19 protein-coding genes are annotated in these 21,994 nt (G+C 50.3%); 15 read left to right on the plus strand and 4 right to left on the minus strand.

What is annotated here, in order from left to right:
- Positions 1-4 precede the first annotated feature (4 nt).
- The 3 genes from LC508_RS01635 to LC508_RS01645 all read left to right on the plus strand — a co-directional run bounded on the left by LC508_RS01635 (position 5) and on the right by LC508_RS01645 (position 4,807).
- On the plus strand, positions 5-3,937 hold the full coding sequence (locus LC508_RS01635; RefSeq protein ID WP_103731177.1) for an ATP-binding protein: 3,933 nt from the start codon (positions 5-7) through the stop codon (positions 3,935-3,937).
- 72 nt (positions 3,938-4,009) lie between these two features.
- The gene (locus tag LC508_RS01640) at positions 4,010-4,432 is read left to right on the plus strand and encodes a bacteriohemerythrin (protein WP_033143433.1); all 423 of its coding nucleotides are present in this window, start codon (positions 4,010-4,012) and stop codon (positions 4,430-4,432) included.
- 72 nt (positions 4,433-4,504) lie between these two features.
- A complete protein-coding gene (locus LC508_RS01645) occupies positions 4,505-4,807 on the plus strand; it encodes a cysteine-rich small domain-containing protein (RefSeq protein WP_225305381.1) in 303 nt (100 codons plus the stop codon).
- Here the strand turns inward: LC508_RS01645 and LC508_RS01650 are convergent.
- Positions 4,761-5,435, minus strand: a complete 675-nt coding sequence (locus LC508_RS01650) for an HAD family hydrolase (RefSeq protein WP_054352412.1) — start codon at positions 5,433-5,435, stop codon at positions 4,761-4,763. The genes LC508_RS01645 and LC508_RS01650 overlap by 47 nt on opposite strands.
- Before the next feature lie 104 nt (positions 5,436-5,539).
- Here LC508_RS01650 and yaaA point away from each other — a divergent pair, with 104 nt between their 5' ends.
- Positions 5,540-6,280, plus strand: a complete 741-nt coding sequence (gene yaaA, locus LC508_RS01655; protein ID WP_054352413.1) for a peroxide stress protein YaaA — start codon at positions 5,540-5,542, stop codon at positions 6,278-6,280.
- A 55-nt stretch (positions 6,281-6,335) separates the two neighbouring features.
- Here yaaA and LC508_RS01660 read toward each other — a convergent pair whose 3' ends face one another.
- Positions 6,336-7,694 carry an MATE family efflux transporter gene (locus LC508_RS01660; protein ID WP_033143430.1) on the minus strand — a complete coding sequence of 453 codons (1,359 nt, stop codon included), beginning with the start codon at positions 7,692-7,694 and terminating at the stop codon, positions 6,336-6,338.
- 187 nt (positions 7,695-7,881) lie between these two features.
- Between LC508_RS01660 and LC508_RS01665 the strand changes: the two genes are divergently transcribed.
- Positions 7,882-8,535, plus strand: a complete 654-nt coding sequence (locus LC508_RS01665; protein WP_103731176.1) for an HAD-IA family hydrolase — start codon at positions 7,882-7,884, stop codon at positions 8,533-8,535.
- 27 nt (positions 8,536-8,562) lie between these two features.
- The gene (locus tag LC508_RS01670) at positions 8,563-9,144 is read left to right on the plus strand and encodes a cyclase family protein (protein WP_158587308.1); all 582 of its coding nucleotides are present in this window, start codon (positions 8,563-8,565) and stop codon (positions 9,142-9,144) included.
- Between the two features lie 37 nt (positions 9,145-9,181).
- On the opposite strand, the gene LC508_RS01675 is transcribed toward LC508_RS01670, so the two are convergent.
- Positions 9,182-10,126: a DMT family transporter gene (locus LC508_RS01675; protein WP_103731174.1), complete on the minus strand. Its 945-nt coding sequence runs from the start codon at positions 10,124-10,126 to the stop codon at positions 9,182-9,184.
- A gap of 15 nt (positions 10,127-10,141) precedes the next feature.
- A complete protein-coding gene (gene carB, locus LC508_RS01680; RefSeq protein ID WP_033143427.1) occupies positions 10,142-13,363 on the minus strand; it encodes a carbamoyl-phosphate synthase large subunit in 3,222 nt (1,073 codons plus the stop codon).
- 238 nt (positions 13,364-13,601) lie between these two features.
- Between carB and LC508_RS01685 the strand changes: the two genes are divergently transcribed.
- The 9 genes from LC508_RS01685 (at position 13,602) to rseP (ending at position 21,928) form a co-directional block, all read left to right on the plus strand.
- Complete coding sequence (locus tag LC508_RS01685; RefSeq protein ID WP_033143426.1) at positions 13,602-14,627, plus strand: nucleoid-associated protein; 1,026 nt, start codon at positions 13,602-13,604, stop codon at positions 14,625-14,627.
- Positions 14,628-14,717: 90 nt separating this feature from the next.
- Positions 14,718-16,085: a sodium-dependent transporter gene (locus LC508_RS01690; protein WP_033143425.1), complete on the plus strand. Its 1,368-nt coding sequence runs from the start codon at positions 14,718-14,720 to the stop codon at positions 16,083-16,085.
- 154 nt (positions 16,086-16,239) lie between these two features.
- A complete protein-coding gene (locus LC508_RS01695; RefSeq protein WP_033143424.1) occupies positions 16,240-16,593 on the plus strand; it encodes an Hpt domain-containing protein in 354 nt (117 codons plus the stop codon).
- Between the two features lie 16 nt (positions 16,594-16,609).
- Positions 16,610-17,305, plus strand: coding sequence for a UMP kinase (gene pyrH / locus LC508_RS01700; RefSeq protein WP_033143423.1), 696 nt, complete (start codon positions 16,610-16,612; stop codon positions 17,303-17,305).
- Between the two features lie 18 nt (positions 17,306-17,323).
- A complete protein-coding gene (gene frr, locus LC508_RS01705) occupies positions 17,324-17,881 on the plus strand; it encodes a ribosome recycling factor (RefSeq protein ID WP_033143422.1) in 558 nt (185 codons plus the stop codon).
- 69 nt (positions 17,882-17,950) lie between these two features.
- On the plus strand, positions 17,951-18,658 hold the full coding sequence (locus LC508_RS01710) for an isoprenyl transferase (protein WP_103731173.1): 708 nt from the start codon (positions 17,951-17,953) through the stop codon (positions 18,656-18,658).
- Between the two features lies 1 nt (position 18,659).
- Positions 18,660-19,469, plus strand: a complete 810-nt coding sequence (locus tag LC508_RS01715; protein ID WP_033143420.1) for a phosphatidate cytidylyltransferase — start codon at positions 18,660-18,662, stop codon at positions 19,467-19,469.
- A gap of 16 nt (positions 19,470-19,485) precedes the next feature.
- Positions 19,486-20,628 carry a 1-deoxy-D-xylulose-5-phosphate reductoisomerase gene (gene dxr, locus LC508_RS01720; protein WP_054352417.1) on the plus strand — a complete coding sequence of 381 codons (1,143 nt, stop codon included), beginning with the start codon at positions 19,486-19,488 and terminating at the stop codon, positions 20,626-20,628.
- Positions 20,612-21,928 (plus strand): RIP metalloprotease RseP, encoded by a 1,317-nt coding sequence (gene rseP / locus LC508_RS01725; RefSeq protein WP_291586706.1) that lies wholly within the window; start codon positions 20,612-20,614, stop codon positions 21,926-21,928. The genes dxr and rseP overlap by 17 nt, the downstream gene beginning before the upstream one ends.
- Positions 21,929-21,994 lie beyond the last annotated feature (66 nt).

Genomic DNA, 21,994 nt, shown 5'->3' on the forward strand with positions numbered 1-21,994 from the left:
GATAATGAGGAAAAGAAAGTGGACGATATTGGCTCTGTTTTGTATCCCTCTGATTGCGGTACTTGTGATACAAAGCCTTCTTTCATACGGAACAGTCCTGATCGGCGGTACCATGCGGCTGCTGGACTCCTATGCTGTGGGAATGATGGAGCAGACAGTGGAGAACAGGAAGATCACCTTGGAAAACAATATGGTCCAGCACTGGATGGAAGTCAGTGAATTTGAAGAGAAGATCACCAGAGAGCTTAACAGTCTGCTCTCATCCAACAGGACTTCCGTGGAAGACTTTCTGGGGGACAGTGTCCTCCAGAAAAAGCTTCTGCAGAATACAGCCATGTCCAGCCTGTACCAGCTCAGGAAAAATGAGGTGACAGGCAGTTTTATGATCCTGGCAAATAAGGACGGGATAAATGAGGAGGGCAGCATGACCTGTAAGGGTTATTATTTCAGGGATGCTGACCCATCTGCAAATTCTCTGGATTACTCTGATGTGCTCATTGAGCGGGGAGGCAGGGATATTGTCCATCAGACCGGGGTTGCTCTGGACAGCTACTGGACTACAGATTTTACATTTGGACCCTCAGGGCAGAACTCCAGGGATGATTTTTTTTATAAGCCCTTTGAAGCGGCAGAGAAAAATCCGGATGCCAGCTATGCTAATCTTGGATACTGGAGCGACCCTTTTTCCTTAAATGAGGGAAAGAGCGGCGGAGAATACCCGGCTGTCACGTATTCCGTGCCCCTGATCAGTGACGGTGTGGTGTACGGGGTTATGGGAGTGGAGATATCCGCCAGCCATATTCAGGATATGCTGCCGTCCAGTGAACTGAATAAAAATGAACAGAGCGGCTATATGCTGGTAAAGAGCACCGAGAAGGACCGGTGGGCGCCCCTTGTGGCTTCCGGTATTCTGGGGGAACGGCTCAAAGCAGCGGGAACGGTCCTGCGTGTGGAGGAGAGTAAGTTTGATCAAGTCTATGTCCTCAATGAGGATAAGGCCGACGGGGAACTCTACGCGTCAGCCAAAAAGCTGCATCTCTATAACACAAACACCCCCTTTGAGGATGAGGAATGGTTTCTGGTAGGCGTGCAGAAGGATGATGCCATATTCGGGATCGGACGGCAGATTCTGTGGAAGGTGCTGGCAGCTATTCTGGTGGCCCTGGTATTCGGCATAATCTGTACATATCTGGTGGCAAGCCACGTGACAGACCCCATCCGGCGCCTGGCAGAATGTATACGCAGCAGCGCCGGTAAGAACCTGGAGCAGTTTAAGACCTCCGGAGTATCCGAGGTGGATGAGCTTTACGATGTGGTGAAAAACCTGACCAGCCGGCAGGAGCAGGCTGAGAGGGGGCTTACAGAGGAGAAGGAGCGCTACCGGATCGCCCTGCAGAGCAGTGATGATATTTTCTTTACTTATGATCTGAGCGGAGGGGAGATTGAGCTGTTCAACTACCCCGAACGGGACGGGCAGGCAGTCAGATACAGAATAACAGAAGAAATGGATCGGCTGGAAACCCGTACATATCCGGAGGACAGCAGGAAGCTGGAACAGGCATTCTCGGGAGATGAGGATGTGATCTATGTGGAGTTCCGGGGAAAACGCGACAGCACGGAGGATTACCGCTGGAGGCTGTTAAAGGGTGAGGTGATCAAGGACGAAAATGGCAGGAAGACTAAGATCATCGGCAGTATCCGTGATATCCACGAACAGAAGATACAGGAACTCAGGGAGATTGAGTCTGCGAAGCGTGACCCCATAACAAAGCTGCATACCCAGAGAGAGGGACGCCGGTATCTGACGGAGGTACTCACACGGGGCGACAGCGGCTGCATGGTGCTTCTGGATCTGGATGGATTCCGCATTCTCAATGAGACCTACGGCCTTATCTTCGGGGATGTGATCCTGGAGGAGATCGGCACGCTGCTGCTTGCTAAAAAGGAGCGGTTCATGCAGACCCGGGAGCAGGAAATCCTGCTGGTGCGCCAGGGCGGGGATGAGATCCTTATCTGGCTTCCGGATTTTACCGGGGAACAGACCGTGCAGTTTATGGAGGAAGTGAGGGAAGAGATCTCACAGCTTTACCAGGGAGCGGAATTCCGCGTCCATGTATCAATTGGTGCCTGTATGAGGAATAACTCCAATCTGGGATATGTCCAGCTTCTTCGCAGGGTGCGCTGTGCGCTGACCTTTGCCAAGCAGAAAAAAGACGGAAAGGTGTATTTCTACCGGGAGATTCCAAGCCAGACCAAAGAGAATATCCTGACGGAGATCAACGATATAGCCAGCATCACCAGCGGACCTCAGCTCAATATGGTTTCTCTTACCCTGAATTTCTTTGATAAGGGGGGAGACATGGCATCCATTCTGGCTGTGCTTTTTGTGAAGATGGGCCGCTATTACGGGGCAACGGATATTCTCATGACTTCCGTGGACCGGGATTTCCATACCGCGTATATTTCCCACCAGTGGCACAGAGACCCGTCGGATCATCAGGAAAAGGACATGAAGCGTTTTACGGCAGAGGAGTTTAAAGCGCTGACGGAGCAGTATGGCTCTGAACCTTTCCTGCTGGACGGAAGAAAAATGACGGAGCGCCAGCGGAAATTCCTTATGATGCCAAAGACGAAACAGGGATTCAGTGTTCCCATGACAGACGGAGGAAAATATATAGGTTCCATCACGCTGACAGCAGAGGCAGACGCAGTTCTGTGGGATAAAAAAGAGCAGAGCAATATCCAGGAGGCTGCCAAGATCATTGAGAACAATCTGAACAAAGTACGTTACGACCAGGCGAGCAGGGCCAAGAGCGAATTCCTATCCAGAATGTCCCATGAGATCCGGACCCCTATGAACGCGATCATAGGTATGACGGAAATCGCCATGCAGGATAAGGAGGTGCCGCCAAAGGTACAGACCTATCTGGAAAAAATCAGCAGCTCTTCAGACTATCTTCTTTCGCTGATTAATGATATACTGGATATGTCCAAGATTGAGAGCGGCAAGATGAAGCTGGAGATGCTGGATTTTGACCTGGAGCAGTGGGTGAGGAACATAGATGATCTGATCGGGCCGCAGGCTGCGCAGAAGGGAATCTTCTATACAACGAAGACCCATTTGATACAGAAGTGGGTGATGGGAGATGCCATGCATCTGAAACAGGTGCTGATCAATCTTCTGGGAAATGCCCTGAAGTTTACAGGAAAAGACGGACATATCCTCTTTGCTGTAAGCCAGCGCCGGACGGCACCGGACAGGACAGAGATTTCCTTCTCTGTGGAAGATACCGGAATCGGAATCGAAGCGGAGGACCAGAAACGCATTTTCCATTCCTTTGAACAGGCAGGCGAGAGCACGGCCCGCAAGTTTGGCGGAACCGGCCTGGGGCTTGCCATCAGCAGCCAGCTTGTGCAGATGATGGATGGGGAGATCAGCCTGGAAAGTGAGCCTGACAAGGGCAGCAGATTCTCTTTTGCCATTGTCCTGAAGGACGGCACAAAGCAGGCGGAGGAAGAGGCGGTTCCCGGAGAGCTGGATGCCCTGCAGGGCAGACGGATCCTGGTGGTGGAGGACAATGAACTGAACGCGGAGATCGCCGGTTCTATTCTGAACCTTCACGGCATTGAGGCAGAGCGGGCGGTCAACGGGCTTTTGGGCGTGAAGGCATTTTCTGAGAAGGAGCCGGGATATTACGACGCGATTCTCATGGATATCCGCATGCCGGTCATGGACGGTTTGGAGGCCACTAAGGAGATACGGAAGCTGCCCAGAGAAGATGCCAGGACCATCCCGATCATTGCCATGACGGCCAATGCGTTTGATGAGGATATGAAAAAGTCCATTGAGAGCGGTATGAACGGCCATCTGGCAAAGCCCATTGACTTTAAGGAACTGATGCAGACGCTGCTGAGAGTCATAGGCAGCAGGAATTGACCCTTTTATTTTGGTAACTCTTATCTGCCGGGCAGATAATGGTTAATATAATTGTACAGGAGGTATTGATTTATGAGAGCAGAATTTGATGAGACACTGGTAACCGGCAATGACATGATCGATTCCCAGCACAAGGAGCTGATCGGCAAGATCAACCAGCTTCTGGAGAGCTGTGAGGATGGACAGGGGAAGGTAAAGGCAGTTAAGATGCTGGATTACCTGCTTGACTACACAGAATTTCATTTCAGTGCAGAGGAAAAGCTCCAGGAGGAGATTGAATATCCGGGACTGGAAAAGCACAGGGAAAAACATAACGAATTCCGCCAGGCAGTGAAAGAGCTCCAGGAGATGCTGGAGGAAGAGGAAGGTCCCACAGAGAACTTTGTAAAACAGGTGGAAAAAAATGTTGTGGACTGGTTATATGACCATATCAAGGGATTTGACCGCTCCGTGGCTGAATACAAATTTATGCGCTCCAATCCGGAGAGGCTGTAAAAAACATAGGGGGCGGGAGGCTTCAGGCTGTCCCGCTCCTTTTCTGTTAAATTTATAGAAAGGGTAAGAATGATGAGCGAAGAAAAATACTGGGAGGGAAAGCAGTACGCGTTTTTTAGCCATAAGGACTGCGAATACTTCCCCTGCCATAAGACAAATGACCCGGAAAATTTCAACTGCCTGTTCTGCTACTGTCCTCTGTATGCCCTGGGCGACCAGTGCGGCGGAAATTTCAGCTATACAAAAGAGGGCATAAAAGACTGCAGCAAATGCGGCCTTCCCCACAAGCGGGACAATTTTGGGTACATCACAGGAAAATACAATGAGATCATGGAGATTGCAAAGAAGAACCGCAGGAATCCAGATAAGGAATGACCCGGGACAAATCTTCACATATGAGATCACAAAAGGGACGGATCTCATCCACAGCAGGTGTCAGGTCCGGTACCATACAGGACCAGGCACCTGCGGCTTTGGCGGCACGGATGCCGTTTAGACTGTCCTCCAGAATCAGGCACTGCTTGGGCGGTGTCTGTAGTTTTTCTGCGGCAGTCAGAAAGATCTCCGGGTCCGGTTTTCCCTTTGTCACCTCATCTCCGCAGACCGAGGCGGTGATATAAGGTGTGACACCTGCCATGTCCCAGTAACGGGAAGCCTCACTTCTGGCAGTGGAGGTGGCAACTGCAGCCGGGATCCTGTGATCCTCCAGGTATGTAAGAAGCTCCATCAGTCCTTTCTTGAGGGGAACCCCATGCTTTTCTATATATTCCCTTTGATACTGTGTCCGGATGGCACGGCCCCGGTCATAGTCCACAGCTCCGTCAAACCACTTTTCAAAAAGTTTGCTGCTTCGTTCCCTTGTGCCTCCCCGCATCTGGCTCAGATGGTATTCTGTCAGGGTAAAGCCCATTTCCCGGCTGGCTTTCTCCCAGCCTGCTTTCATCAGGCGCTCTGTGTCGAACATCAGACCGTCCATATCAAAAATCACTGCGTTTATTTTCATTTTCTATATCTCCTGTAAAATTTTCTCAGACAAAAAAGCAAATCCATTATAGCATAGAATCCGGGAATATGCTAAACTTTTCGGGAGAGGAGATTCGATTACATATGAAGATCATAATTTCACCGGCTAAGAAAATGAATATAAATACAGATGAACCCTTTGAGACCACCACGCCTGTCTTTTTAAAGGATGCCCGGGTCCTGAGAGGAAGACTGCGGGAAATGGAGTATGGGGAACTGAAAAAGCTGTGGCAGTGCAATGACAAAATTGCAGAAGAAAATTTTATGAGGCTAAAGGAGCTGGAGCTGGATACGCATTTGACACCGGCTGTGCTGTCCTATGAGGGCATCCAGTATCAGTATATGGCACCTCAGGTGTTTTCAGAGAGACAGTGGGCGTATGTAAAAGAGCACCTGAGGATCCTGTCAGGACTTTACGGTGTGCTGAAGCCCATGGATGGCGTGATTCCTTACCGCCTGGAAATGCAGGCAAAATTAAGGACAGGGGATGCAAAAGACCTGTATGCCTTCTGGAGCGACAGGATTTACAGGGAGCTGTCGAAAGGAGAGGATTTTATACTGAACCTGGCCTCAAAAGAATACAGCAGGGCAGCAGAAAAATACGCAGGCAGAGAAACGCGCTTTGTCACCTGTATCTTCGGAGAGCTTCTGGACGGGAAGGTGAAGGTAAAGGGAACTATGGCGAAGATGGCCAGGGGTGAGATGGTGCGCTGGCTCTCAGAAAAGAATATCACGGAGCCGGAAGAGATCAAAGCGTTTAGCGGTTTGTCTTATGGATACGACGAGGGCCGTTCCACAGAGAATGAGCTGGTCTTTTTAAAATAATGTGATAAAAGAAAGCCCCCGAATCCCGGCAAAGGGATAAGGGGGTTACTGCGTGTCAGAAATCCCTGGTAATATTCTGCAGCCATTTGTAGCTCTTGTAATGCCGGTAAATAAAGGGCATTTTCACAAATTCATCCAGGCAGATGAGGAAATAGACCCACATAGGGGGAAGCTTCAGCAGGAAGGCGCTGATAAAGCCCAGGGGAACAGCGAACAGCCACATATCAATAAAGTCACAGAGGAATCCCCACCTGGAATCCCCGCCGGAGCGGAAGATACCGCAGATCACGGTGGTATTCATGGCCTGTCCCAGTACATAGTACATATTGATATAGAGCATGGTGCTCAGATATCCCTGCGCCGTTGGGGTCAGGTCAGCCATGTTCATAAACAGGGGGCGCAGAAGGAAAATAATGATTCCCCCCGCGATTCCGCTTAAAAATGTGATCTTGCAGAACCGTGTGGAATCCTCCTTCACCGTGTCCATAAACCCGGCGCCAATGGATTTGCCCAGAAGGATGGCGCCTGCGTTGGCAAGGCCGAAGCATACCACTGTGCCCAGATTCCTGGCTACGATCACCACGGCGTTGGCGGCCACCATGTCACTTCCCAGGTGTCCCATGATCACAGAGTACATGGAGAAGGCCACACCCCAGGAGACCTCATTTCCGAAGGCCGGCAGGGAGTAGCGTATAAAATCCTGAAACAGCAGCTTGTGGCGCTCAATAATGGTTTTTGGCCGGAACCGTATGGTCTTAAAACGGCAGGCATCCAGCAGACAGATGGCAAGCTCCACGCCCCTTGCAATGGTGGTTGCCATAGCGACTCCCACAATGCCCATTTTGGGAAGCCCGAACAGTCCGAAAATAAAAACAGCATTCAGAACAATATTCAGCCCCAGCGCAGATGCATTGGTGGCTGTGGCGAAGATCACCCGCTCTATGGAGCGCATGGTGCACAGATAGACCTGTGAGATGCTCATGAACAGGTAAGAGATACCCACGATCCTGAGATAGGGGATACCTGCGGTGATCAGCTCCTGGTCAGAGGTGAAGATCACCATGAGCAGTCTGGGGAAGAAACAGGCCAGTACAAAGAACAGGGAGGATATGAGGATCGACAGGCGCATGCCGATTCCCATGATCCGCTCAATGGTCTCAGTATCCTGTTTGCCCCAGTATTGTGCAGCCAGCATGATGACACCGGATGCTATGCCGGAGTAGACCAGATTCAGGATGAACATGATCTGGCTTGCCAGGGAACCGGCAGACAGGGCGGTCTGGCTGACCCAGCCCAGCATGATCACATCAGCGGAGCTTACCGCGGTGGTGATCAGATTCTGGATGACAATGGGCAGTGCCAGCCGGAACATATCTTTGTAAAAGGTGGATTGTCTTGTTGCAGCGATTTCCATTATGTAGAACCTCTCCTGATCCAAATAGTATTTTTGCAGTCTATCCTCTAGTATAATAGATTTTCCCGGAAATGTCATACAATAATTGGTGAAAAATCTATAATATTTTGACTTGTTCTTGTTTTTAAGAGGGTTTTTGTCTATAATGGAAAAAATAATGTGAATTTATATAAGGGAGAGAGAAGCCATGTATCGAGTATTGCTATTTGACCTGGACGGCACACTGACCGCATCCGGGGAAGGGATAACCAAGTCCGTTCAGTACGCCCTGCATAAGATGGGGAGAGAGGCGGAGGATTTGAAGGCGCTGGAGGTGTTTGTGGGCCCTCCGCTTCTGGAGCAGTTTATGCGATACTGCGGCATGTCAGAGGAGGAGGCGGTGCAGGCTGTCCGTTTCTACCGGGAACGGTACAATGTGACCGGCCTGTTTGAAAACAGTCCCTATGACGGCGTCAGGGAGATGCTGGAGACGCTGAGAGCCAGAGGATTTATACTGGGCGTGGCATCCTCTAAGCCGGACGGCATGGTAAAACGCATCCTGGAACACTTTGAGCTTTCAGAGTATTTCCATGAAATCGTGGGAAGCGACCCGGAGAAGATGAAAATGTCCAAGGCGGATGTGATCGAAATTATCCTTGAGAGACTGGGATACCGGGACAGAAGAGGGGAAGCGGTCATGATCGGGGACAGGGACCAGGATGTAAACGGCGCGGCTAAGGCTGAAGTTGCCTGCATAGGAGTCACATACGGATACGGCAGCTATGAGGAACTTTCACAGGCGGGAGCAGACAAGATTGTCCGGAGTGTAAAGGAACTGGAGGAGTACCTGCTGAATGGCTGAATGGTCAAGAGAAAAGAGGAATCAGATATGAATGGAAAGAAAATGTACGATATAGGAAAAGAACTGTTCTCCACCCCGGCTTATCCCGGGGACCCGGTGCCGGGAAAGACACCCTATTATGAGATAGAAAAGGGAGATGACTGTAATCTGACCGTGCTCACCATGGGAAGCCATAACGGCACCCACTTAGATGCGCCGAAGCACTTCTGTGCAGGAAAGCACGGAGTGGACAAAATCCCACTGGAAAAATGCATGGGAGTGTGCAGAGTCGCGGAATCTGCAGGCACAGTACAGGCGGAGGATATGGAACGGATGCTGGCGGACGGCACAAAAAAGCTGCTGGTGAAGGGGGATATTCTGCTGACGCCGGAAGCTGCCGCTGTGTGCGCCCGGGCAGAGCTGGATCTGATCGGCGTGGAGGACCAGACCGTGGGAGATTCGGAGACCCAGAAGGAGATACACAGAATACTTTTGGGAGCAGAGATCGTAATCGTGGAGGGACTTGTGCTTAAGGAGGTACCGCAGGGGGAATATTTCCTGGCAGCCCAGCCAATGAAAATGGCGGATCTGGATGGCTCACCGGTGCGTCCGGTTCTGATCGAGATATAAAAAAGGTGTCGGCAATTGCCGGCACCTTTTAAAATATTCAGGATACGGTTTCCCCGTTAAGGGATTCTGCCCCTGCGCCCTGCTTTTTTGGGTTGACCTGGGCAAGGATGATGGCAGCAAACATAAGTACACAGCCGGTGATCTCCTTGGCAGAGAGACTCTGGTGGAGAATCACCCATCCCGCCAGAACCGATACCACAGATTCCAGGCTCAGGATCAGGGAAGCGATGGTGGGATCACAGCCCTTCTGCCCGATGATCTGGAAGGTATAAGCCACTCCGCAGGAGAGGATTCCCGCATAGAGAATGGGCAGCCATGCCTGCAGGATATTGCTCATGCGCGGTGTTTCCAGCAGAAACATGGGAATTGCCGACAGAGCGGCAGATATAAAAAACTGGATGCAGGACAGCTTGGTTCCGCTGACTTTCACAGAAAAGTGATCCACGATCATAATGTGGATGGAAAAACAGAAGGAGCAGATCAAGATAAGAAAGTCTCCTTTGCTCAGGGAAAAGCTTCCTGTCATACACAGAAGATACAGACCCACCAGCGCGATCACCACGCTGATCCAGATGCGCAGCCCGGGCTTCCTTTTCAGAAAGATTCCCAGTATGGGCACAAGGATGATATACAAAGCTGTGATAAATCCTGCCTTGCCCACCGTGGTGTACTGAATGCCCACCTGCTGAAGAGAGGTGGAAATAAAAAGCATCAGGCCGCAGAGACCGCCGCCTATGAATAGATCACGGGGGCGGTCAAAGGTCTGTGAGGACCGGCTGCCGTCATGGTCCTTCCGGACATTTTTTCTGCCCAGAAGGAAGATGCAGGGGATGAGGACCAGGCCGCCCAGCAGGGTCCTTACCATATTAAAGGTATAAGGACCCACATAGTCCATGCCTACGCTCTGTGCCACAAAAGCCACTCCCCAGATAACTGCGGCGGTGAACAGCAGCAGAAAATTCTTGGATTGTTTTGCTGTCATGTAGAAAGCTCCTTCTTACTGTTCCAGGCTCTTATGGTACTCCTGCAGGGATTTCAAAGAGCCGTGTTCCTTACGGATCACTGCTGCGATGCCTTTGGCACTTGCCAGGGCAGCAGACATGGTGGTCAGGTAAGGTATTTTTTTATTGATCGCTGTTTTTCTCAGGTAGGAGTCATCGTATTTGCTCTGTTTTCCGGCCGGAGAGTTTACGATCAGATCCACTTCCCCGTTTACCATGGCATCGTAGATGTTGGGACGGCCTTCCTGCAGCTTCTTGAGAATCTTGCAGGGAACTCCGTTTTCTGTAAAATACTGTCCGCAGCCCTCTGTGGATACAATGGTGAAGCCCAGCTCGTGAAGCTGTTTTGCAACCTCCAGAGCCTGAACCCGGTCTCCCTTGTTGACACTTACCAGTGCGTTGCCGGACAGCGGAAGCTTGGCGCCTGCTGCCTCCTGGGCTTTGTAGTATGCCAGGCCGAAGGACTCGCTCAGGCCCAGAACCTCGCCTGTGGAACGCATTTCCGGTCCCAGAAGAGGGTCAACTTCCGGGAACATGTTGAACGGGAATACAGCTTCCTTGACACCGTAGTACGGATGTGCCTTTTCGGAGAAGGATGTCACGTCCGGGCGTTCCCCTGTCAGTTCATATGTCATGAGCTTTGTGGCGATATTGGCCATGTTGATGTTGCAGACCTTGGAAACAAGAGGCACAGTACGGGATGCACGCGGATTGGCTTCCAGAACGTAAACTTTTCCCTCGCAGATGGCATACTGCATGTTCATAAGACCTACAACGCCCATCTCACAGGCGATGGCTGTGGTGTACTCACGGATGAGCTTTTTGTTCTCCTCGGAGATCTCCACAGACGGAATCACGCAGGCAGAGTCTCCGGAGTGGACACCGGCCTGTTCAATGTGCTGCATAACGGTAGGAACAAAAGCGTGGGAGCCGTCAGAGATGGCATCTGTCTCACATTCCAGCGCGTTCTGCAGGAATTTGTCCATGAGGATGGGACGTTCCGGTGTCACATCAATGGCTGCTGCCATGTAGTCACGGAGCATATTGTCATCATATACCACTTCCATTCCGCGGCCGCCCAGTACATAGGAAGGACGAACCATCATAGGATAGCCGATGCGGTGTGCGATTTCCAGTGCCTCATCCACATTGACAGCCATTCCTGATTCCGGCATGGGGATATTCAGCTTCTTCATCATGGCATTGAACAGGTCACGGTCCTCAGCCATATCAATGACAGCCGGGGAAGTACCCAGGATGTGGGCGCCGCGTCTCTCCAGTTCCGCCGCGATGTTGAGCGGTGTCTGGCCGCCGAACTGTACAATGACACCCAGCGGTTTTTCCTTATTATAGATAGACATGACATCTTCTACGGTCAGAGGCTCAAAGTACAGCTTGTCGGAAGTGTCGTAGTCTGTGGATACGGTCTCAGGGTTGCAGTTGACCATGATGGTCTCGAAGCCTAAGTCTCTCAGGGTAAAGGCAGCGTGTACACAGCAGTAGTCAAATTCAATACCCTGTCCGATCCTGTTTGGACCGCCGCCCAGTACCATGACTTTTCGTCCGTCTGATACGGGTGCTTTGTCCTCCCCGTTGTAGGTGGAGTAATAGTAGGCAGCAGGTTCTTCCACACCGCTTACCGGAACTGCATCCCAGCGCTCATTCATACCCAGCGCTTCTCTTTTCCTGAACAGTTCCCATTCATCCACGTCCAGAAGCTCTGCCAGATATTTGTCGGAGAAGCCGTCCTTTTTAGCCTGAATCAGCAGTTCATCGGGCAGGCTGCTGCCGCGGCAGGCCAGAATCTTTTCTTCCAGGTCAACCAGCTCTTTCATCTGTTCCAGGAACCACATTTTGATGCGTGTCATCTCATGCAGTTTGGCAAGCGGAGCGCCCTTGCGGATAGCTTCGTAGATGATAAACTGTCTCTCGCTGGTAGGCTCTGCCAGTTTCACATACAGCTCATCCAGAGTAAGCTCATGAAAATCCTTGGCGAATCCCAGACCGTAGCGGCCTTTTTCCAGGGAACGGATAGCTTTCTGGAGGGCTTCCTTATAGTTCTTGCCGATGGACATAACCTCACCCACAGCTTTCATCTGTGTGCCCAGCTTGTCCTCTGCTTTTTTGAATTTCTCAAAGGCCCAGCGCGCGAATTTCACAACCACATAATCGCCGGAGGGCTTGTAGTCTGCCAGGGAGCCTCCCTTATAATAAGGAATCTCTGCCAGTGTGAGTCCTGCAGCCAGCAGTGCGGACACATAGGCAATGGGGAATCCGGTCGCCTTGGAGGCCAGCGCTGAGGAGCGGGAGGTTCTCGGATTGATCTCAATGATGATGATACGGTCTGTCTTGGGATCATGGGCAAACTGTACGTTGGTTCCGCCGATGACACCGATGGATTCCACAATGGCGTGTGCCTGTTTTTCCAGACGGTCCTGTACCTCCTGGGAAATCGTCAGCATAGGAGCGGAACAGAAGGAATCACCTGTATGTACACCCATGGGATCAATATTTTCTATGAAACAAATGGAGATTTTTTTGCCTGTTGCATCGCGGACAACTTCCACTTCCAGCTCTTCCCATCCGATAACAGACTCTTCAATGAGAATCTGGTTCACCATGGATGCCGCAATACCGCGGGCTGCCACTTTTCTGAGCTCTTCCTCATTATATACAATACCGCCGCCGGTACCGCCCATGGTGTAGGCAGGACGGATGACACAGGGATATCCAAGCTCGGATGCAATCTTCACTGCCTCCTCAACGGTGTAAGCCGGTGCGCTCTTAGCCATCTCAATGCCCAGTTCGTTCATGGCTTGTTTGAAAGCGATACGGTCTTCGCCGCGGTTGATGGCGTCAACCTGAACGCCGATGACTTCTACCTTATATTTTTCTAAAACACCTGCGTTGTACAGCTCTTCGCAGAGGTTCAGTCCTGACTGTCCGCCCAGGTTTGGGAGCAGGGCGTCCGGTCTTTCTTTTTCTATGATCTCTGTGAGCCGGTCTACGTTCAGCGGTTCAATGTAAGTGACGTCAGCTGTTGCCGGGTCTGTCATAATGGTTGCCGGGTTGGAATTGACCAGTACGATCTCGTAACCCAGGCTTTTCAATGCTTTACATGCCTGTGTTCCGGAGTAGTCAAATTCGCATGCCTGTCCGATGATGATAGGTCCGGAACCGATAATCAGAATTTTGTGAATGTCATTTCTCTTTGGCATAGCTATCCTCCATTTTTTCTTTATGCTATAGAAACATGATAATAGAAGGCCTGTATATCACGCCTTCGGTCAGGGACAATTATAGCATAGTCATATATTTTGCCGCAAGAGTAAATAGGTCGAAAAAAGTAGATAAAATTTGCGGTTTGCGGTATACTCTTCAGGTAACCTGCATAAGGAAGGGGAATCCTATCGCCCAAAGGCAGGCAAAGAACAGAAGAACAGGAGTGAAACACACATGATAGCAGATAAGGAAGAAATCCATATCGGACAGGTCATAGTACATATTCTGGATTCCACAGTGGGCATGCCGGTACTGTCCGACAAGGTACTTGATTACGGTTCTGATTTTGCGGATTTTCTGAAAGCCCATATATTCAGGATCGACACAAGTGACGAGATACGAAGCTGCAGCTTTTCCGAGGAGGAGTCCACTATTTACAAGTACATGGAAGAATATGACTCTGAGAATTTTGTTGAGATTTCCAAGAAAACAGCCCAGGAGCTTTTCACCATCATGAACCAGAATATTGAGATTCCGCCCGCGGACCTTCTGGTGGCGGAATATCAGGTGGACCGTCATAAATATCTGGCACTTTTAAAAATGAATTACCGCACATCCTACACCCATATGACAAGTGCGGACCCCTGGGGCAACAACAATGACATTATCATGCAGAAGGCCATCCTGCCGGGAGAGACACAGAAGCTTTCTGAGGCGGCCCTGCTTGACCTGGGAGCACCTAAGTATGTGCGCCTGGTGGAGAAAAAGTATGATGTGAACGGCGTAAAGACCAATTATTTCTCAAAACTGTTTTTAAAATGTCAGGGCTCCCTGTCTGCCAAGACGCGGCTTTCCATTGTGAATAAAGCGGTGACGGATGTACAGAAAAAGTATTACAATGAGTCCGAGCAGTTTGAGGTGCAGATGGAGACCAAGAGCATCATCAATCAGGAGCTCTCAAGTGAAGGGGCACTGGATGTGCCTGTGGTTATAGAGAAGATCTTTAAGGAGCATCCCCAGATGAAGGAGGAGGTGCAGGAGAAGCTGGAGAAATACAATCTGGCCGAGACCCGGGTGGAACCACAGAATCCCACCACCACCAAAAAGTTCACAAAACAACACCTGCTCACCGACACGGGAATTGAGCTTAAAATCCCCATGGAGGAGTACAATAATAAGGATAAAGTGGAATTTATCACCAATCCGGACGGAACCATATCCGTTCTCATAAAAAACATCGGGAGCATTGAGAGTCGTTAATAAAATTGTGGCGTTTTATCAGACATTGTGATACAATATTTCAGCCGGAGGAGAAAAAATCCGGGATAAAAAAATAATGAGGTTGAGGAAATGGAAAGAGAAAAATTTTCTTCCAGACTGGGCTTTATCCTGATATCTGCAGGTTGTGCCATCGGTCTTGGAAATGTATGGCGTTTTCCCTACATAACGGGAAAGTACGGCGGTGCGGCGTTCGTTCTGATCTATCTGTTCTTTCTGATCGTTCTGGGGCTGCCGATCATGGTCATGGAATTTGCAGTGGGCAGGGCCAGCCAGAAGAGTATTGCCACCTCCTTCAATGTACTGGAAAAGAAGGGCAGTAAATGGCATATCTACCGATATTTCGGTATGGCAGGCAATTATCTGCTGATGATGTTCTACACCACCATCGGCGGCTGGATGCTGGCTTATTTTGTTAAAATGGTGAAAGGCGACTTTACAGGCCTTGACACGGAAGGAGTCAGTGCGGCATTCGGAAGCCTTTCCACGGACATGACCCAGATGATCTTCTGGATGGTCCTGATCGTAGTCATCGGTTTCGCAGTGTGCTCCATGGGTCTGCAGAAGGGTGTGGAAAAGATCACCAAGATCATGATGGTGGTGCTGCTGGCGCTGATGGTGCTTCTGGCTGTGCGCTCCTGTACGCTGGAGGGTGCGTCTGAGGGACTGAAATTCTATCTGCTGCCGGATTTCGGCAAGCTCTCCGAGTATAAGATCCAGGAGGTTATCTTTGCGGCCATGGGACAGGCGTTCTTTACCCTGAGCCTTGGAATCGGCGCCCTGGCTATTTTCGGAAGCTATATAGGCAAGGAACATAAGCTCACCGGGGAGGCTGTCAGCATTACGATCCTGGATACCATGGTGGCGCTCATTGCAGGGCTTATCATTTTCCCGGCATGCTCCGCTTTCAACGTCAATCCCGGAGAGGGCCCGGGTCTTGTGTTCGTGACCCTGCCCAATGTGTTTAATGCCATGAAGGGCGGAAGGTTCTGGGGAGCGCTGTTCTTCCTGTTCATGTCCTTTGCCGCGCTTTCTACCATTATCGCCGTGTTCCAGAATATCATATCCTTTGCGCAGGATCTGTGGAACTGGAGCGTGAAAAAGGCAGCGCTCATAAACGGTATTGCCATATTTCTATTGTCCCTGCCCTGTATTTTCGGTATGACCATATTAAGTGACTTTACCATTCTGGGCAAGGATATCATGGGATTTGAGGATTTCCTGGTGAGCAACAACCTGCTTCCTCTGGGTTCCCTTGTGTATCTTTTGTTCTGTGTGACAAGATACGGCTGGGGATGGGAAAATTTCCTGAAGGAAGCCAACACGGGGGAAGGCATCTCTTTCCCCAGAAAAATAAAGGTTTATCTCACATTTATCCTGCCTGTCATTGTCCTTTATATCTTCGTGCAGGGATATTGGAGTCTGTTTCAGAGTTTATAGAAAATTCCCTTGAAATCAGTAAATTTTACAGGTATACTAGGGATAGAATGAAAATCTAAGTTACCGTTTATGGCGAAGCGTGTCTGACAGGTAACTGCCGAAACAGCGGATGCTGTGCCGGGGAAGCATATTTTCCGGTATAAGGAGAATGTATATGGAACATGTAATGCTGACAAAACTGCGTGAAGCGGGGTGTGACATGGACGGCACACTGGAGCGTTTTATGAACAATGAAATGCTGTGCATGAAGTTTTTAAGAAAATTTCCGGAGGATACCACCTTTGGGGAGATGCAGAAGGCCTTTGCGCAGGGAGATGCGGAAGAGTTTTTTAAAGCTGCCCATACCATGAAGGGAGTATCCGGCAATTTGGGGCTTAGCTGCCTTTATGATGAGATGCAGCCTGCGGTGGAGAAGGGCAGAAGAGGTGAACTTCCCTCCCGGGAGGATATGGATGAAATCAAAAAGCAGTATGACCAGATAATAAAGATCATTACAGAAAATGAATAATGAAGAGGAATAACAGATGAAGAGAATTTTACTGAAACTGAGCGGAGAAGCACTGGCAGGTCCAAAGAAGACAGGTTTTGATGAGGCGACAGTCATGGAGGTTGCCCGCCAGGTAAAAGTTCTGGTGGACGAGGGAATCCAGGTGGGTATTGTCATCGGCGGCGGCAATTTCTGGAGAGGCCGTACCAGTGAGAATATTGACAGGACCAAAGCTGACCAGATCGGAATGCTTGCCACAGTCATGAACTGTATCTATGTATCTGAGATCTTCCGCACAGCAGGCATGAGAACCAGCGTCCTGACCCCGTTTGAATGCGGCTCCTTTACAAAATTATTTTCCAAGGACCGTGTCAATAAATATTTCGACCGCGGCATGGTAGTCTTTATGGCAGGCGGCACCGGCCATCCTTATTTCTCAACGGATACGGCAACGGTACTGCGCGCAGTGGAGATTGAAGCGGATATGATTTTCCTGGCAAAAGCAGTGGACGGCGTGTATGACAGTGATCCCAAGAGCAATCCGGATGCCAAGAAGTATGATGAGGTGAGCATCCAGGAAGTCATTGACAAAAAGCTGGCTGTTGTGGATATGACCGCCTCCATCCTCTGTATGGAAAATAAGATGCCCATGCTGGTGTTCGGGCTGAATGAGAAAGACAGTATTGTGAATACCGCGCACGGTAAATTCACGGGAACAAAAGTATTAGTATAATCTGGGAGGAAAACGAGTATGGCAACTGATGAGAGAATCGCAAAATATGAAGACAAGATGAACAAGACCATGGATGCCCTGGTAAAAGAACTGGGAACCATCCGTGCCGGACGTGCAAATCCGCATATTCTGGATAAAATCACCGTAGACTATTATGGAGCACCTACACCTCTGCAGCAGGTGGCAAATGTAACCGTTCCGGAACCCAGAATGATTCAGATCCAGCCATGGGAGGCTTCTCTGATCAAAGACATCCAGAAAGCGATCCTGACATCTGACTTGGGGATCAACCCCAATAATGACGGCAAATCGATTCGTCTGGTGCTGCCTGAGCTCACTGAGGAGCGCAGAAAAGAGCTGGTGAAAGACGTGAAGAAGAAAGGGGAGGCTGCCAAGGTAGCTATCCGCAATATCCGCCGCGATGCCAATGAGGCATTCAAAAAACTGGCAAAACAGGATGTATCTGAGGATGAGATCAAGGAGCTGGAAGATGTGATCCAGAAACTGACAGATAAGTTCGGCAAGAACATTGATAAGACAGTGGAAGAGAAATCCAAAGAAATCTTAACCGTATAATTTATAATCAAGAGGGGCACATACAAGAAAAAGGTATTGTGCCTCTTTTACGCGTAGGAGGAGAAAAACATGGTGATTCCAAATCATGTGGCAATCATTCTGGACGGAAACGGCCGCTGGGCCAAAGCCAAAGGAATGCCGAGGACATACGGGCATGTGAAAGGCTGCGAGAACCTGGAAAAAATATGCTCCATAGCCAAGGGGCTGGGGGTAAAATATCTCACGGTCTATGCCTTTTCCACTGAAAACTGGAAACGTTCCAAAGATGAAGTGGACGGCCTGATGAAGCTGTTCCGCAATTATATGAAAAAATGCCTGAAAATCGCAAGGGACAATAAGATGCGCGTCCGCGTGATCGGGGAGCCCTCTGTCTTTGACGAGGACCTGCAGGCAAGGATCAGAGAACTGGAGGAGTATTCCAGCCAGTTTGATGAGCTGCATTTCCAGATCGCGCTGAATTACGGCAGCAGGGATGAGATCAAAAGAGCGGTGCAGGATCTTGCCGGGGATGTGAAAAAAGGCGTGCTGGACCCTGCGCAGATCACAGAGGATACCATATCCGGATATCTGGATACCAAGGGACTTCCGGACCCTGACCTGTTGATCCGTACCAGCGGGGAGGAGCGCCTTTCCAACTTTCTCATGTGGCAGCTTGCCTACACGGAGTTTTATTTTACCGATGTGGCATGGCCGGATTTTAACAAGGCTGAGTTTGAAAAGGCCATTTGGAAATTTAATCAGAGAGACCGCAGATACGGCGGCGTGAAGGAGGAGTAACATGTTCAAGACAAGGCTGTTAAGCGGAATTGTGCTGGTCATCATTGCCCTTGCCACCATTATTCCGGGAGGAATCGTGCTCTTTGCCACGCTGGCTGCCATCTCCCTCATCGGTATGCAGGAACTGTACAAAGCCATGAGAGTACATGAAAATCAGGCCGGCAGCCTGGAGATCATGGGGTATGCGGGGGCCATGGTTTACTACCTGACCCTTCTGCTGGACAGGGAAGAATTTTCCCTTATTGCCATTTTATTTGCATTGGTCCTCATTATGTCCGTGTATGTGTTTACATACCCAAAATACCATGCAGACCAGATCATGGCTGCCATGTTCGGTGTTATTTACGTGGCTGTCATGCTTTCTTATATCTATAAAACCAGGAATCTGGAAGGCGGTGCATGGCTTGTGGGCCTTATCTTTATAAGCTCCTGGGGCAGCGATACCTGTGCCTACTGTGTGGGAATGCTCATCGGCAAGCACAAAATGGCGCCTGTGTTAAGCCCGAAAAAATCCGTGGAAGGCGGTGTGGGCGGCGTTGTGGGGGCCGCGCTTCTGGGCGCCCTGTATGCAGTGGTGATTGCAAAATGGAACCCTGCTTCCGGCCATACGGCCCTTATGTATGCCCTGATCTGCGCGGTGGGTGCATTGATCTCCATGGTTGGAGATCTGGCGGCATCCGCGATCAAGAGAAACAAAGAGATAAAGGATTACGGCAGACTGATCCCGGGCCACGGCGGTATTCTGGACCGTTTTGACAGTGTCATATTTACGGCACCGTTCATCTATTTCCTGGCAAATGTACTGCTGTAAATGAGGTTGTGATGATATGAAGAAAATTGCGATATTAGGTTCCACAGGTTCCATCGGCACACAGACTTTGGATGTGGTGGAGAGAAATGATGACCTGCAGGTGGTGGGAATTGCCGCAGGCAGCAATATCCGGATGCTGGAAGAACAGATTCGGCGCTTTCATCCGAAGCTGGCGGCTGTGGGGGATGAAAAAAAGGCGGCTGAGCTAAGAAAAAGGGTCGCAGATACGGATTGTACGGTGACAGGAGGCATGGAAGGGCTTCTCGCCCTGGCTGCCATGCCGGAGTCGGATATACTGGTCACAGCCATTGTGGGCATGATCGGCATCCGCCCTACTGTGGAGGGTATCCGGGCCGGTAAGGATATTGCCCTTGCCAATAAGGAGACACTGGTGACAGCCGGGCATATTATCATGCCCCTTGCCAAAGAGTACGGCGTGCGTATCCTGCCTGTGGACAGTGAACACAGTGCCATCTTCCAGGCTCTGAACGGGGAGGACCCTTCCAGGATCCACAAACTGCTGATCACAGCTTCCGGCGGGCCTTTCCGGGGAAAGAAGCGGGAGGAGCTTACGAATATCCGTGTGGAGGACGCTCTGAAGCATCCCAACTGGGCCATGGGGCAGAAGATTACCATTGACTCCGCTACCCTGGTGAACAAGGGACTGGAGGTTATGGAGGCAAAGTGGCTGTTCCATATGGATCTGGACCGGATACAGGTTGTGGTGCAGCCTCAGAGTGTCATTCACTCCATGGTGGAGTTTGTGGACGGGGGCATCATTGCCCAGCTTGGAACTCCGGATATGCGGCTTCCCATTCAGTATGCCTTGTATGGGGGCGAGAGACGTTTTCTTCCCGGAGAGCGTCTGGATTTTGCGGCACTTGGATCTATCACTTTTGAGGAGCCGGATATGGACACCTTTAAAGGGCTGCCGCTGGCTATGGAGGCATCCAAAAGGGGTGGTTCCATGCCCACGGTATTCAACGCTGCAAATGAAAAGGCAGTAGGTATGTTTTTGAACAGAAAAATCGGTTTCCTGGATATTTATTCAATAATTGAAGAAGCTATGGAAAGACATAAAGTGATTGAGAATCCGGACGTAGATGAAATTACAGGCATCGAACAGGAGACTTACAGATGGATTGAAGGCAGGTGGTAGATTGAGTTTTTCCGGTATTATAAATATTTTGATTGCAGTTATTATCTTTTCCCTGATCGTTATTTTTCATGAGCTGGGACATTTTCTGCTGGCAAAGAGGAACGGCATTGCAGTGACGGAATTTTCACTGGGTATGGGGCCGAGGCTGATTTCCACAGAGAAGGGCGGCACCAGGTATTCCCTGAAGCTGTTTCCCATCGGCGGTTCCTGCCTGATGGTAGGAGAGGATGACGATGACGACAGCGCAGGTTCCTTCAACAACGCCTCTGTGTGGGCCAGAATCTCCGTGGTGGCGGCAGGTCCTGTGTTTAACTTTATCATGGCCTTTGTCTGCGCCATGATCATCACCAGCGTGGTGGGGTATGACCCGGCCAGAGTGACCGTTGTGCAGGAAGGGTCTGCGGCGGAAGCGGCGGGACTTAAGGAAGGCGACCTGATCACGGAATTCAACGGAAAGCATATTTCCATAGGCAGGGATTTGAGTCTTTACCAGACACTGCACGGGTATCAGGATAAAACCATTGATATGAAAGTGAAGCGGGACGGGAAGACAGAGGACATTTCCTTTACTGCTGACAGCATAGAGAAGAAGATGCTGGGATTTACCTACAGCAGTGAAGGCCCTGCGCAGATCATGGAGATCTATATTGACAGTCCCATGATGAAAGCCGGTCTGCAGGCCGGGGATGTGATCACAGGCATTGCGGGCACGAAGATCACAGACGGAAAAGAGCTTCAGGATTATATGGAGGCGCATCCGCTCACAGGGGATGAGATCACTCTGACTGTGGAGCGTAACGGCAAGGAGCGGGAAGTTACGGCAAAACCTCAGATGCGGACTGTGGTCAGCAGCGGGTTTGACTATAACCTGTACAGAGAGAAGACCGGATTTTTAGGCGTGCTCAAATACAGCGCCGTGGAGGTCCGCTACTGGATCACCAGTACGGTTCAGAGCCTGGGACTTCTCATCAAGGGGACATTTTCCGTAAATGACCTGTCCGGCCCGGTGGGGATTGTGGACGCCATCGGAGATTCTGTCCAGGAGGCAAAATCCGAGGGCAGCGTGATATTGAGCATGCAGATGCTCTACTGGGTGATCCTTCTGTCAGCCAATCTGGGCGTTATGAACCTGCTGCCCATTCCGGCACTGGACGGAGGTCGTCTGGTATTCCTCATCATAGAGGCCATACGCGGCAAAGAGGTGAACCGGAATGTGGAGGGTATGATACACTTTGCGGGGTTTGTTCTTTTGATGCTGCTCATGGTGTTTGTCCTGTTTAATGATATCAAGAGGCTGTAAAAGAAAATCCGGGAGGGTTGGGTACAAAGAATCTGTACCCGGCCTTTCCGGATTTTTTGGTGATGG

Source organism: Blautia parvula (genome assembly GCF_020215665.1).
GTDB lineage: Bacteria > Bacillota > Clostridia > Lachnospirales > Lachnospiraceae > Blautia > Blautia celeris.